This window comes from Mesorhizobium sp. M0292 (assembly GCF_040321695.1).
GTDB lineage: Bacteria > Pseudomonadota > Alphaproteobacteria > Rhizobiales > Rhizobiaceae > Mesorhizobium.
Window position 1 is genome coordinate 1 of the sequence record NZ_JAMYSB010000038.1, and the last position, 12,117, is coordinate 12,117.

At 63.2% G+C, this 12,117-nt stretch carries 14 protein-coding genes and 1 pseudogene; 6 read left to right on the top strand and 9 right to left on the bottom strand.

What is annotated here, in order from left to right; genetic code table 11:
- A pseudogene (locus tag NKI96_RS31055) lies at window positions 1-229 on the bottom strand (ABC transporter ATP-binding protein/permease); the annotation flags it as partial.
- A 136-nt stretch (window positions 230-365) separates the two neighbouring features.
- A complete protein-coding gene (locus NKI96_RS31060; RefSeq protein WP_023670688.1) occupies window positions 366-1,148 on the bottom strand; it encodes a class I SAM-dependent methyltransferase in 783 nt (260 codons plus the stop codon).
- 117 nt (window positions 1,149-1,265) lie between these two features.
- Here NKI96_RS31060 and gloB point away from each other — a divergent pair, with 117 nt between their 5' ends.
- Window positions 1,266-2,033 (top strand): hydroxyacylglutathione hydrolase, encoded by a 768-nt coding sequence (gene gloB / locus NKI96_RS31065; protein ID WP_352807641.1) that lies wholly within the window; start codon window positions 1,266-1,268, stop codon window positions 2,031-2,033.
- Between the two features lie 20 nt (window positions 2,034-2,053).
- The gene (locus NKI96_RS31070; RefSeq protein WP_352500404.1) at window positions 2,054-2,485 is read left to right on the top strand and encodes a cupin domain-containing protein; all 432 of its coding nucleotides are present in this window, start codon (window positions 2,054-2,056) and stop codon (window positions 2,483-2,485) included.
- On the opposite strand, the gene NKI96_RS31075 is transcribed toward NKI96_RS31070, so the two are convergent.
- Genes NKI96_RS31075 through NKI96_RS31085 form a run of 3 tightly spaced genes read right to left on the bottom strand, consistent with a single transcriptional unit; the run spans window position 2,482 to window position 4,886 of the window.
- Entirely contained in the window at window positions 2,482-3,156 is a 675-nt protein-coding gene (locus NKI96_RS31075) for a lysoplasmalogenase family protein (RefSeq protein ID WP_352500403.1), read from the bottom strand. The genes NKI96_RS31070 and NKI96_RS31075 overlap by 4 nt on opposite strands.
- Window positions 3,153-4,040, bottom strand: coding sequence for an aromatic amino acid exporter YddG (gene yddG / locus NKI96_RS31080; RefSeq protein ID WP_023699112.1), 888 nt, complete (start codon window positions 4,038-4,040; stop codon window positions 3,153-3,155). Before yddG ends, NKI96_RS31075 begins: the two co-directional genes overlap by 4 nt.
- A 45-nt stretch (window positions 4,041-4,085) precedes the next feature.
- On the bottom strand, window positions 4,086-4,886 hold the full coding sequence (locus NKI96_RS31085; protein ID WP_352650944.1) for a DUF3108 domain-containing protein: 801 nt from the start codon (window positions 4,884-4,886) through the stop codon (window positions 4,086-4,088).
- A gap of 259 nt (window positions 4,887-5,145) precedes the next feature.
- Between NKI96_RS31085 and rpmB the strand changes: the two genes are divergently transcribed.
- The 3 genes from rpmB to NKI96_RS31100 all read left to right on the top strand — a co-directional run bounded on the left by rpmB (window position 5,146) and on the right by NKI96_RS31100 (window position 6,960).
- Window positions 5,146-5,442 (top strand): 50S ribosomal protein L28, encoded by a 297-nt coding sequence (gene rpmB / locus NKI96_RS31090; RefSeq protein WP_023670682.1) that lies wholly within the window; start codon window positions 5,146-5,148, stop codon window positions 5,440-5,442.
- Window positions 5,443-5,604: 162 nt separating this feature from the next.
- Entirely contained in the window at window positions 5,605-6,285 is a 681-nt protein-coding gene (locus NKI96_RS31095) for a queuosine precursor transporter (RefSeq protein ID WP_352807643.1), read from the top strand.
- A 3-nt stretch (window positions 6,286-6,288) separates the two neighbouring features.
- Complete coding sequence (locus NKI96_RS31100; RefSeq protein ID WP_023686729.1) at window positions 6,289-6,960, top strand: polyamine aminopropyltransferase; 672 nt, start codon at window positions 6,289-6,291, stop codon at window positions 6,958-6,960.
- Between the two features lie 5 nt (window positions 6,961-6,965).
- Here the strand turns inward: NKI96_RS31100 and NKI96_RS31105 are convergent, their stop codons facing one another.
- The 4 genes from NKI96_RS31105 to NKI96_RS31120 all read right to left on the bottom strand — a co-directional run bounded on the left by NKI96_RS31105 (window position 6,966) and on the right by NKI96_RS31120 (window position 11,637).
- The gene (locus NKI96_RS31105; RefSeq protein WP_352443954.1) at window positions 6,966-7,991 is read right to left on the bottom strand and encodes an esterase-like activity of phytase family protein; all 1,026 of its coding nucleotides are present in this window, start codon (window positions 7,989-7,991) and stop codon (window positions 6,966-6,968) included.
- Window positions 7,988-9,886 (bottom strand): cobaltochelatase subunit CobT, encoded by a 1,899-nt coding sequence (gene cobT, locus NKI96_RS31110; RefSeq protein ID WP_023685363.1) that lies wholly within the window; start codon window positions 9,884-9,886, stop codon window positions 7,988-7,990. Before cobT ends, NKI96_RS31105 begins: the two co-directional genes overlap by 4 nt.
- Window positions 9,887-9,897: 11 nt before the next feature.
- Window positions 9,898-10,884, bottom strand: coding sequence for a cobaltochelatase subunit CobS (gene cobS / locus NKI96_RS31115; protein WP_023670677.1), 987 nt, complete (start codon window positions 10,882-10,884; stop codon window positions 9,898-9,900).
- Window positions 10,885-11,007: 123 nt separating this feature from the next.
- Window positions 11,008-11,637 carry a J domain-containing protein gene (locus tag NKI96_RS31120; RefSeq protein WP_032887126.1) on the bottom strand — a complete coding sequence of 210 codons (630 nt, stop codon included), beginning with the start codon at window positions 11,635-11,637 and terminating at the stop codon, window positions 11,008-11,010.
- A gap of 168 nt (window positions 11,638-11,805) precedes the next feature.
- Between NKI96_RS31120 and NKI96_RS31125 the strand changes: the two genes are divergently transcribed.
- Window positions 11,806-12,108 carry a BolA family protein gene (locus NKI96_RS31125; RefSeq protein ID WP_023670675.1) on the top strand — a complete coding sequence of 101 codons (303 nt, stop codon included), beginning with the start codon at window positions 11,806-11,808 and terminating at the stop codon, window positions 12,106-12,108.
- The last annotated feature ends 9 nt before the right edge of the window (window positions 12,109-12,117 follow it).

Sequence of the window (12,117 nt, forward strand, 5' to 3'; positions counted from 1 at the left end):
CGCGACGCGCCAGCGCATCGTAGAAAGGCTGGTTCCAGCGGTTGAGCAGAACCTGGCCGATCGACGTGGCGACGATGACCGCCATAATGCCGACCGACGTCCAGACCAGCCACTTGCGCACCGGTGAGCCTACCAGCGCCCGTTTGATCGTCGCCACCTGATCGCGCAGGCTGCTGGCTTCGACGGTTACCGGCTGAGCGGTGGCGGACTTGTCCGGTTGATCAGCCATGCACGAGGTCCTTGCGTTCAGAAGCGTTGCTGAACCAGATGGAGAGACTTGAAGGCATCCGCCGCTCAAACGGACCGCGAATGCATCTGCGACAGATAGGTGGGAAAAACCCACGCAACACCAGTTTTCATGATGATCACGAAGGTGTCACCTGACGCGTCGTCGATGTCACCCCTTCCGCCCGGCGGCCAAGCCGCGTCGCACCGTGCGGTGACAGTACCGGCACGAAGACACGGCGCGAGGCGCGCTGCGCGACCGGCACGCCCTGATAGAGCCGCTTCTGCGCCTCGACCACGATGACGCCGGAAAAGATCGGCCAGAACCGCCGGCCGGCGCGCTCCAGCACATTGTGGAACCGCATCATGAAGCGCCGCGGCGATGGCGGGAAGAACAGCGCGTCGGACCAGGAAGCCGGTGTGAAATTCGCCTCGCGCAGCAATTCTGTCAGCTGGCCGCGCGAGAACGGCCGGCCATTGCCGAACGGCGTGTGCTCGAACCGCGCCCAGACACCGCGCCGGTTGGGCACGACGATGACGACGCGCCCTGCCGGCGACAGCACCCGCCAGATCTCGTTCAGCGTCTCGCGCGGGTTTTCGACATGTTCGAGCGAATGCACGAGCAGCATGCGGTCGATGCAGGAATCGACCAGCGGCAATTCCTCGTCGAAGACCAGCGCCGTAGCCGTCGGCCCGTTCGCCGGCCAGACGACGGCGCCTTGCGTAGCAGGCATGAAGGCAAACACCCGCTCGGCATCGGTGCCGAACCGCTCCAGCCACGGCAAGGTATAGCCGAGCCCGACCAGCCGCTCATTGGGCACTGTTGCCCATATTGAGGACAGCGCCATGGTGATCGAGCGTTCAGCCAGGCGGCCGAGCGTGGTCGAATAGAAGGAGCGGAGATCGACGATATCGGAATGCATGCGCGGGACGGTAGCTGCGATGCCGCCCAAGTTCAACAAAGCCGGCACGTTCTGCAAAGCTAGATGACATCAGCGGCCAAGCGCCCTATGTCTGCGCCAACAGATGGAGAGATGCCAATGCCCGTCGAAATCGAACAGTTCATGTGCCGCAGCGACAATTTCGGCGTGCTGGTGCATGACCCGAAAAGCGGCGAGACCGCCATTATCGACGCACCCGAAGAAGCGCCGATCATTGCCGCTATCGAGCGTACCGGCTGGAAGCCGACGATGATCCTGACCACCCACCACCATGTCGACCATGTCGAGGCCAATCTGGCGCTGAAGGAGCGCTTCAAGCTGCGCATCGTCGGACCGGAGGCGGAAAAGGAAAAGATCCCCGGCATCGACGAGACCGTCGGGCAAGGCTCGGTCGTCCATCTCGGCGGTGAGCGGATCGATGTCATCGCCACGCCTGGCCACACAGCGGGCCATGTCTCCTATCATTTTCCGGCCTCGAAAGTGGCGTTCACCGCCGACACTTTGTTCGCGCTCGGCTGCGGCCGGCTGTTCGAATGCAAGCCGCCGGTGATGTACGAGTCGCTGAAGAAGCTGGCGGCACTCCCGGCCGACACGGTCATCTATTGCGGCCATGAGTATACGCTTTCGAACGCCCGCTTTGCGTTGACCGTCGACCCGACCAATTCGGCGCTGAAAGAACGCGCCGCCAAGATCGAGATCCTGCGCGCCGACGACAAGGCGACGCTGCCGACCACGATCGGCGAGGAATTGTCGACCAATCCGTTCCTGCGCTGGCACGACCCGGCGATCCGCAAGCATCTCGGTATGGAGGAGGCCTCCGACGCCGAAGTGTTCGCGGAAATCCGCAAGCGCAAGGACAATTTCTGAGCATCGTTCCGGGATCAGCCATGACCAGCGCCGCTGAAATCATCGCCATGCTCGGCCTAAAGCCGCATCCGGAAGGCGGCTGGTATGCCGAGACCTTTCGCGACGACGCGGGTGGCGCGCGCGGCCATTCGACGGCGATCTATTTCCTCCTCGAACAGGACCAGATTTCGGAATGGCACCGGGTCAAGGACGCGGCCGAGGTCTGGCACTTCCATGCCGGAGCACCGCTGGCGCTGTCAATCTGGGAGGAAGGCAGTCCAAAGGTTAACCAGGTGATCGAGCAGGTGCTCGGCATTGAACTTGCGGCGGGCGAGCGGCCGCAGATCGTCGTGCCGGCCGGCTGGTGGCAATCGGCGCGCAGCCTCGGCGAATGGACGTTGGTCGGCTGCACCGTGGCGCCGGGCTTCGACTTCGCCGCGTTTGAAATGGCCGAGCCGGGCTGGCAGCCTTAGGCCAGAAGAAAACCAAGAGTTATGCAGAGCTGGGCGGCGTAGTACAGCACCCAGACCGCATAACGGATGCCGGCGCGATAGGGTGCTATTGCCGGAACCAGGAATTTCTCCGCGGCAAGCAGCCCGTCCGATGCCATGAACATAACAGCGCCGCCGATGACCCACGGATTGTCGAGCGTCAACGCCGAGATGCCCATCGCCAGAATGGCCGCGATATAGACGGCGATCGGCACCCGCAGGCCGGGACTGACACGGCGCCAGAGTGCTGCCAGCATGACGACTGCGAAGGCCGCCATGGCCAGCGCGATGGCGCCGCGCCATGTCTCGGTGCTGAGCACATCCAGCCCGCCGCCGCCGCGCAGGAAGAGCGGCACATAGAGGACATGCGCCGCAAGGAAGCTGGCCAGCCCGCCGAGGAAGGCCTTTTCGCCGTCACGCGACAGGAAGGCATCGCCGACGCCGCTGAGCAGCAGTGCGACGACGAGCAACAGCGGCCCACCTTGCATGAAGGCGAGTGCCGCAAGCATGGCCACGGCCAGCGTCTTTGCCGCCGAGCGGGCCAGCGTCGGCCGCATATCCAGGGTGAAGGCGTAGATCACTGCCGCCACCAGCGAAAAAATCAATGTTGCATTGGCGTTGGCGTCGATGCCGCCGGCAAACGGCATCGTCATGCGCTTGCCCCACCCGTTGCGGCCTTGCGCAGGAACAACGATTTCGCCGCCAGTGCCGCGCCGCCGGTGATCAGCACGCAGGCCGCCAGGATACGCAGCGACGGCTCGGCAACGCCCGCCGCGATCAGCACCAATGTCGACAGCAGTGGCGCCGCATAGCTTGCCGCGCCGAGCACCTGGATGTTGCCGCGCTTTACGCCGATATCCCAGGCGTAGAAGGCCGCGCCCACCGGCATCAACCCCAAACCAAGCACCGCCAGCCACTGGCCGGGACCATCGGGCAGCACCGTCTTTTCCAGGAGAAGATGGCAGACGAGAGACAGGGCTGCCGTGGCGGCGCAGAACCAGGTGACAATCGAGGTCGGCACCGCCGGAAAGCGCCGCGACAGCAGCGAATAGGACGACCACAGCAGCGCACAGACGGCCGCCATCGCATAGCCGAAGGTGTAGCGAGCATCGAAGGCGAGGCCGCCACCCTTGGTGACGATCAGCACGGTCCCGGCGAGCCCGAGCAGCGCGCCGACGACATGGTTCCAGGCCAGCTTCTCGCCCGGCATCAGCGCTGATCCCAGCACGATCAGCAGCGGCCACAGATAGGCGATCAGGCTTGCCTCCACCGCCGGCGCGTTGCGCAGCGCGGTGAAATAGAAGAAATGGTAGCCGAACAGTCCGGCAATGCCGATCACCCAGACCTGGCGTGGGATCTTCAGGCTTTTATCGGTGGCCGGCATGAACAGCCGGGCAACCAGCCCGACCGCGGTGCCGATGGTGAAGGTGATGGCCGAGAGCAAGAATGGCGGCACGGCGCCCGACGCATCGGTGAGCAACGCCAGCAGCGCCCACATGGCGACCGCCGAGAAACCGATCAGTGTTGCGCGCCCCATGCCCGTCTCCGGCGACGCGCCCCATTTCTATTCGGGTGGGAGCGTCTATTCAGTTGCTTCGAACCGCCCCGCGCTGACAGTCAAGGTGCCGATCTGCGTCCCGACCGTGGCGTGGATCGGCGCATATATGCCGGTTTGGCCGAGCGGTGCAAACGTCACCATCATCTGGCTCTTCTTCTTCAGGTAATTCAGCGCCTTGCGGCCCTTGCGGTAGCCTGCCACCGGCTCGAAGCTCATCTTGCAGGTGACGGTATCGCCCTTGTAACCCTTGACCGAGATCGATCCTTTCGAGGCGTAGGTCAGCGTCAGGTCGGCGCGCATCTCGCCGTCATAGAATTTCACCTTGCGCCCGCAGACCTGGTCGAGGCTGTCGGCATGGATAACGGTAGCCGCCATCGGATCGAGCACAGATGCCAGATCGTTGCTGCCCAGCGGTATCCAGTTTTTGGGATTGCGCTTTTTCGGTTCGGGAATGACCTGGGTGGCGGTCACCGCGCCATTGGCAAAGCGGATATCGACCATGGAAGCCTTCTTGCCGGACTTATAATCGGCGCGAAATACCTGCGGCTGCATCTGCTTGCCCAGGATCTTGCCCTTTGACGAGATCGTGCCGCTCGTGTCGTCGAACAAGGTGGCGAGACCAGCGCTGGAGACGGTGCCCTCTATGGAATAGCTATCGCCTTCGTAGTGGCTGGAAAATGTCGCCTTGGCCACGGAAAGGCCGAGGAACGACACCGTGTATTCGCCCTTGAAGGACTGTGCGGTGGCTGCGGGCGCGGCGGCAAGGGTTGATGTCGGCAAGGCGGCGACAAGTATGGCGACAACGGCATGTGACGGGCGAAGCATGGCGGGCTCGGTCCTTGATTTTTTTAACCGGAGGCGGGCGACTCCGGCTTGAGATGTCCCTGTCCGACCGCTTATAGGCTGAATTCCGGCCTTTATGTGAAACGCTCGTCACAGTCGTGGGCAAGCCGGAGCTTGACGCATTGGCGAAATGCAACTATGGAACGCCAACTTTTCCATAAGGCCGCCTGACTGAAACCGCGCGCCACCCGGCGCGGGCGAACAAGGTTTGGCAGGCTAGACAGAACTGAAGGTTAGAACCATGTCCCGCACCTGCGAACTCACTGCCAAGGCAGTCCAGACCGGCAACAATGTGAGCCACGCCAACAACAAGACCAAGCGCCGCTTCCTGCCGAACCTCGTCAATGTGACGCTGATTTCGGAAGCGCTGAACCAGAATGTGCGCCTGCGCATTTCGGCCAACGCGCTGCGTTCGGTCGAGCATCGCGGCGGCCTCGACGCCTTCCTGGCCAAGGCCGACGCCAAGGAATTGTCGCAGCGCGCGCGGCTGCTGAAGAAGCAGATCGCCAAGAAGCTGGCCGACCAGCCCGCCGCTTAACGATATCAAGGCGGGGGACGACCGCCCTGAGCATCGGAGCAATCCGATGCTCAAAACTTCTAAGGCAGCAGCATCGGAGCAATCCGATGCTCAAAACTTGCAAGGCAGCGCGATCCGGATTTCGGCTAGCGCCTGGCTGGTTCCATTACCCAGGATAAAAAAATGACTTCCTTCTCGCGATATCTGCCCTTTGTGGCCGCCATGGCGCTTGTCGTCGTGGTATCGAACATCCTCGTGCAGTTCCCGATGCAGGGTCAGGCCGGCGGTCTGTCGCTGGCCGACATCCTGACCTGGGGCGCCTTCACCTATCCCTTCTCCTTCCTGGTCACCGACCTTGCCAACCGCCGCTACGGCCCGACGGTGGCGCGCCGCATCGTCTTTGTCGGCTTCATGACCGCGGTGGTCTGCTCGATTCTCGTCCCGCCCTTCCTGTTTCGCCACGGCCTGATCGAGTTCGAGACATCAGCCGACCGGCTGGTGCGCATCGCCGCAGCTTCCGGCGCGGCCTTCCTTTGCGCGCAATTGCTCGACGTCACCGTGTTCAACCGGTTGCGCCGGCAGAGCTGGTGGCGCGCGCCGATCGTCGGCACGCTGGTCGGCTCGGTGTTCGACACCCTGGTGTTCTTCAGCATCGCCTTTTCGGCCGCCTTCGCTTTTGCCGGCCCGAACGACAGCTTTGCGCTGGAGACGGCGCCGCTGATAGGCGTGCTGCCGGTCGAGTCCATGCGCTGGGTCTCCTGGGCGCTGGGCGACCTCTCTTTGAAGCTGATCATCGCTGTTGTGGCCCTGATCCCCTACCGGCTGCTCGCCGCCCACTGGAGCCAGCCGGCCGTGGCTGTCTAGGCCGTGATTCCCTGGGTCCAGCTCGGCTCGGCCAAAACGCCTGACGGCGGACAGGAACTGCGCCTCAAGCAGCGCGGCAGCGAATTCTCGATCATGCTCGGCACCAATGAGCTGATGAACAGCCGCCTCAGCGGCTCCGAGGAAGCGCTGGCCAAGCTCTCCTGTGAAAAGATCGGCGGCCGCGCCCAACCGAAAATCCTGATCGGCGGCCTCGGCATGGGTTTTACGCTGCGCGCTGCGCTTGCCCAAATGGGCGCCGACGCAGGCATCACCGTTGCCGAGCTTGTCCCCGCCGTCATCGCCTGGGCGCGCGGCCCCATGGAGGCGGTCTTCGCCGGCTGTCTCGACGATCCCCGTGTGACGGTTCGCGAAGCCGACGCCGGGCACATCATAAGATCCGACAAGGCAGCCTGGGACGCCATCCTGCTCGATGTCGACAATGGCCCCGAAGGCATCGTCTACAAGGGCAACGACGCCCTCTATGGCGCTGCCGGCCTCGGCGCGGCGCGTGCAGCGCTCAGGCCCGGGGGCGTGCTGGCTGTTTGGTCGCAAGGCCCCGATGCCGGCTTCACACTTAGGCTCAAGCAGGCGGGCTTTGTCGTGGACGAGGTGAAGACGCGCGCCAATGGCAAGCGCGGCGCGCGCCACGTCATCTGGATCGCCACCAAGCCTTAGGGCTCTCAATCCTGGTGCAGGATGAATTCCAGATAGAGGTTGCGCTGCAGGATCGAATGGTTGTCGTCCGAGATCAGCGACACCATCAGCGCTCTGTCATCGCGGGTCCAGACGTCGAGTCCTTCCATATTGTCGATCTGGTAGCCCATGTCGGCTTCCATCAGCACCGGCCCGTCGGCAACCGCGCCCTTCTCGACGCTTTCGCCATAGATGCGCCTTAGCCGCATCCTGACACCGCCGGCCATCGAGAAACTGCGCTCCAAAAGCAGCAGGTCGCCATCCGGCAGGAAGGCGCCGTCAGTGATGTCGAAATCACCGTTGCGCTTGACCGTGAAGACGCCCTTGTGCGGCCCTTCGATGATGGCGGCATAGATGTTGCCAGCCTTGTCCAAGCTCTTTTCCGAGACCACGACGAGGCCGCCCTCGTGCTGGCCGTTGGGATTGGCGTGGGTGACGGTCTCGAAACCGCGGTTCTGTCGCAGTTCGCGGGCTGGAACCAGAAAGTTCAGTTGCTTGAACGGGGCCGTCATGTTGCTGGGGTCAATCTTGAACTGGGCGACGCGGTGATCGCGCTCGAAGCCGACGGTGGCGATGCCGTCCTTGACTGCAAGGCCCTCGGCATCGACTTCCCATTTCCTGTCGATCGGCCGGCCCTTTTCATCGACCATCTGCTGCATGCGGAAATTCTGGATGCCGGACGGCCGCTTGTCGGCATCATGGGTGATCGAGCCGAAGAACCAGAAGCCCGTATCGGCGACGCCGATGAAATCGCTGCCGGGTTTGACGAACCGAAATGCCGACAGCGCGCCGAAATCGCGCGTCGTCGAGTTCATCTCAAGACCGCCGACGAATTCCAGCAGCCCAAACTGCTTGTCGGCGCTGCCGATATTGAAGGTGGTGATCGGCCGCGCCGAGACTTCGACCGGCTCGACCGCGCTTGGGCCGGCGGCGATGGCCGGCGCAAACGCCATGCCGAACAAGGCAGTGACCGCGAAGAGCATCTGCCGAAACCCGCCGCGCAAAAAAATCATCCAGCGCGCCGGTAGCCGCCGCGGCGTGTATCGCGCACGTTTTCCTCGGCAAACAGCGAGGCCAGCTGCTCGGTCATGGCGCCGGCCAGTTCCTCGGCATCGACGATGGTGACGGCGCGCCTGTAATAGCGGGTGACGTCGTGGCCGATGCCGATGGCCAGAAGCTCGACCGGCGAGCGCGTCTCGATCAGCTCGATGACGGCGCGCAGGTGCCGCTCGAGATAGTTGCCAGGATTGACCGACAGCGTCGAATCGTCAACCGGCGCGCCGTCCGAGATCATCATCAGGATCTTGCGCTGTTCGGGCCGGGCGATCAGCCGGTTGTGCGCCCATAACAACGCCTCGCCGTCGATGTTTTCCTTGAGCAGGCCCTCGCGCATCATCAGGCCGAGATTGCGCCGGGCGCGGCGCCACGGATGATCGGCGGATTTGTAGATGATGTGGCGCAGATCGTTGAGCCGGCCGGGGTTCGGCGGCTTGCCGTCCTTCAGCCATTTCTCGCGCGCCTGTCCGCCCTTCCACGCCCGCGTGGTGAAGCCGAGGATCTCGACCGAGACGCCGCAGCGCTCCAGCGTGCGCGCCAGAATGTCGGCACAGGTGGCGGCAACCGTGATCGGCCGGCCGCGCATCGAGCCCGAATTGTCGAGCACCAGCGTCACCACCGTGTCGCGGAATTTGGTGTCGCGCTCCTGCTTGAACGACAAGGGCTGCATCGGATCGATGACGACACGAACCAGGCGTGCCGGATCGAGATAACCCTCTTCGAGGTCGAAATCCCAGGAACGGTTCTGCTGCGCCATCAGGCGGCGCTGCAGCCGGTTGGCGAGCCGTCCGACGACGCCGGAGAGATTGGCCAGTTGCTTGTCGAGGAAGGCGCGCAGCCGGTCGAGTTCTTCTTCCTCGCACAGCTCTTCCGCACCGACGGTCTCGTCGAAGGCGGTGGTGAAAACCTTGTAGTCGATCTCTTTCGGCAGGTTGGCGAACGGGTTGTCGTTACGGCGCGCCTCGCCCGGCGTTTCGGCGTCCGCATCGTCATCGTCGGAAAGATCGTCGGCAGTGGCGTCGGAGGCCTCAGTCTCGGACGACTGTTCGTCGTCGGCCGAGGCCTCGGCATCCTCGGATTGCGACTGCTCGGAGCCGGAATCCTCTTCGCCGCCCTCCTCGCTCTGCTCCTCGCCTTGCGGCTGGTTCTCGTCATTGTCCTCGGAGTCTTCGGTCTCCTGATCGTCGCCGAGTTCCTCGGCCATCTCCATGGACGCCAGCATCTCACGCACGACGCGGGCGAAGGCCTGCTGGTCGCCAAGCTTGGCCGACAGTCCGTCGAGATCGGCCTTGGCCTTCTCCTCGACCCAGGGCCGCCAGAGTTCGACCAGCCGCTCGCCGCTCTTCGGGATCGGCCGCCCGGTCAGCTTCTCGCGCACCATCAGCGCCAGCGCTTCCTCGATCGGCGCGTCGGCCTTGTCCTTGACGTCGACAAGGTTGGCCTTGGCGTATTTGTCCTCCAGCATGGAGCCGATATTGTCGGCGACGCCCTGCATGGCGCGGCTGCCGATCGCCTCGACGCGGGCCTGTTCCACGGCGTCATAGATCGAGCGCGCCAGCTTGCCTTCCGGCGCCAGTTTGGTGTGGATACGCTGATCGTGGCAGGCGCGCTTCAGCGCCATGGAATCGCCCAGGCCACGAGTAATCGCGATGTCTGTCTTGGACGCTTTCTTCGGCAGTTCGGGCAGACGGGCGCGGCTGCCGGCGAGCGCCGGGCGGTCCTTGGCGAAACCGACTTCGAGCTCCTTGTCGCCGGCGATTGCGCGCATGCAGACGGTGACGGCACGCTTGAAGCTGTCGGCTTCAGACCCCGTCTTCGACTTGTTGCGCGTGTTGTCGCCCGGACCCGCCATCGAGGCTCTGCTCAGCCCAGCACCACGTTGGCGGCGCTCTCGGGCAAATCCTCGCCGAAGGCGCGCTGGTAGAACTCGGCCACCACCGAACGCTCCAGCTCGTCGCATTTGTTGAGGAAGGTCAGCCGGAACGCCATGCCGATATTGCCGAAGATCTCGGCATTTTCGGCCCAGGTGATGACGGTACGCGGGCTCATCACGGTCGACAGATCGCCATTGATGAAGGCCGAGCGCGTCATGTCGGCGACGCGCACCATCTTGTTGACGATGTCCTTGCCCTTGCCGTCGCGATAGTGCTTGGCCTTGGCCAGCACGATATTCACCTCATTGTCGTGCGGCAGGTAGTTCAGCGTGGTGACGATCGACCAGCGATCCATCTGCGCCTGGTTGATCTGCTGCGTGCCGTGATAGAGGCCGGTGGTGTCGCCGAGGCCGACCGTGTTGGCGGTCGAAAACAGCCGGAACGCCGGATGCGGGCGGATGACCCGGCTCTGGTCGAGTAGCGTCAGGCGGCCCGACGATTCCAGCACGCGCTGGATGACGAACATCACGTCCGGACGGCCGGCATCGTACTCGTCAAAGCAGAGCGCGACATTGTGCTGGTAGGCCCAGGGCAGGATGCCGTCGCGGAATTCGGTGATCTGCAGGCCATCCTTGACGACGATGGCGTCCTTGCCGACGAGGTCGATACGGCTGACATGGCTGTCGAGGTTGACGCGCACGCAGGGCCAGTTAAGGCGGGCGGCGACCTGTTCGATATGGGTCGATTTGCCGGTGCCGTGATAGCCAGACACCATGACGCGGCGGTTGTAGGCAAAGCCGGCAAGGATCGCCAGCGTCGTCGCCTTGTCGAACAGATAATCCGGATCGATGTCCGGCACGTGTTCCGAGGTCACCGAATAGGCCGGCACCACCATCTTGGACTCGAAGCCGAATTTGTCTTTCACCGACACCGTCGTGTCGGGCAAATTGGCGATGTCGCGATCGACCTTGTTCATCTCTATCCAAGTCTCCACGGGCGAAATGCCTGATTTCGCCGGCAATCGATTTTGTCCGGGGGCGGTCTTAGAGCCTTTTCCACCCTTATGAAAGTTGGAAAACGACACGAACCGTTAGGTTGCTCAGCACAAACCCGCCTGCTTGAGCACGCGATAGGCCTGCAGCACATCGCGGAACCGGTCTTCCGAACCTCTATCGCCGCCATTCGCATCCGGATGGTGGCGCTTCACAAGTTCCTTATAGCGCGCCTTGATGTCCTTGCCAGTCGCCTTTGTATCAAGGCCAAGCGTTTCCAGCGCCTTGGCCTCAAGCGGCTTGGCCTTGCGTTCGCGCGCCTCGCGCGGGTCCTTTGGCCCTTTGAACAGGTCGAAAGGATCGCGCATGCGGTTGTAATAGCCGGCGCGACCGGAACGCTGCTGGGCGAAATCGGGCGAGGAGCGCGTCGAGGCGCCGGCGACGCCCATCTTCCATGTCGGCCGGTGGCCGGTCATCGCTTCCTTCTGGAAGCGGGCGATCTCGGTGTCCGGCACGCCGGAGAAGTAGTTGAAACCCTTGTTGTATTCGCGCACATGATCGAAGCAGAACTGAAAATACTCGCCTTCCTTCATGCGTCCGACCGGCGCCCGGTGAGTACCGGCCTCCTTGCAGCCGTCCCACTGGCAGATCGGCGAGTGCGACTTCAGCTCCGCATCCTTGTCGGGACGGACCCGAATTTTCTCGAAATATTTGGGGTACGGTTTCATCTCACCCATTTATGGGCTGTTCGCACGTGCGAAACAAGAATTGACATTTTCGCGATCATCGCCCTAACCGCTGAATCGCGGCATAAAGCAGGGCGAATGGCGATTTTTGAGGCGGCCCGGCGGGATCGATCCCGATTTCCCGATCACGCCTTGCAGATATGGTGAAGGGAGATGGCGATGTCCATACAGGCGACGATGGAAGACAAGCTGAACAAGGCGTTTTCGCCGGAGCGGCTGGCGATCGTCAATGAAAGCCACCTTCATGCCGGTCATCACCACCACGGCTCCGACGATCACGGTGCCTATGACGGCACCGGCGAGACGCATTTTCGCGTCCGCATCGTCTCATCCGTCTTTGCCGGCATGAGCCGCATCGACCGCCACCGCGCCGTCAACGAATTGCTCGCAGCGGAGCTGCAAGCCGGCGTCCATGCGCTGGCAATCGAACCGGCTGCACCCGGCGAAAAGACCCGTTGGTAAGTCTCTCCG

Bases quoted from the DNA above. Each gene is read 5' to 3' on its own strand.
- NKI96_RS31085 (WP_352650944.1), bottom strand. From the start codon at position 4,886: ATGCTTCGCCCGTCACATGCCGTTGTCGCCATACTTGTCGCCGCCTTG.
- gloB (WP_352807641.1), top strand. From the start codon at position 1,266: ATGCCCGTCGAAATCGAACAGTTCATGTGCCGCAGCGACAATTTCGGC.
- NKI96_RS31070 (WP_352500404.1), top strand. From the start codon at position 2,054: ATGACCAGCGCCGCTGAAATCATCGCCATGCTCGGCCTAAAGCCGCAT.
- rpmB (WP_023670682.1), top strand. From the start codon at position 5,146: ATGTCCCGCACCTGCGAACTCACTGCCAAGGCAGTCCAGACCGGCAAC.
- NKI96_RS31095 (WP_352807643.1), top strand. From the start codon at position 5,605: ATGACTTCCTTCTCGCGATATCTGCCCTTTGTGGCCGCCATGGCGCTT.
- NKI96_RS31060 (WP_023670688.1), bottom strand. From the start codon at position 1,148: ATGCATTCCGATATCGTCGATCTCCGCTCCTTCTATTCGACCACGCTC.
- NKI96_RS31105 (WP_352443954.1), bottom strand. From the start codon at position 7,991: ATGATTTTTTTGCGCGGCGGGTTTCGGCAGATGCTCTTCGCGGTCACT.
- NKI96_RS31120 (WP_032887126.1), bottom strand. From the start codon at position 11,637: ATGGGTGAGATGAAACCGTACCCCAAATATTTCGAGAAAATTCGGGTC.
- NKI96_RS31075 (WP_352500403.1), bottom strand. From the start codon at position 3,156: ATGACGATGCCGTTTGCCGGCGGCATCGACGCCAACGCCAATGCAACA.
- cobT (WP_023685363.1), bottom strand. From the start codon at position 9,886: ATGGCGGGTCCGGGCGACAACACGCGCAACAAGTCGAAGACGGGGTCT.
- NKI96_RS31125 (WP_023670675.1), top strand. From the start codon at position 11,806: ATGTCCATACAGGCGACGATGGAAGACAAGCTGAACAAGGCGTTTTCG.
- yddG (WP_023699112.1), bottom strand. From the start codon at position 4,040: ATGGGGCGCGCAACACTGATCGGTTTCTCGGCGGTCGCCATGTGGGCG.
- cobS (WP_023670677.1), bottom strand. From the start codon at position 10,884: ATGAACAAGGTCGATCGCGACATCGCCAATTTGCCCGACACGACGGTG.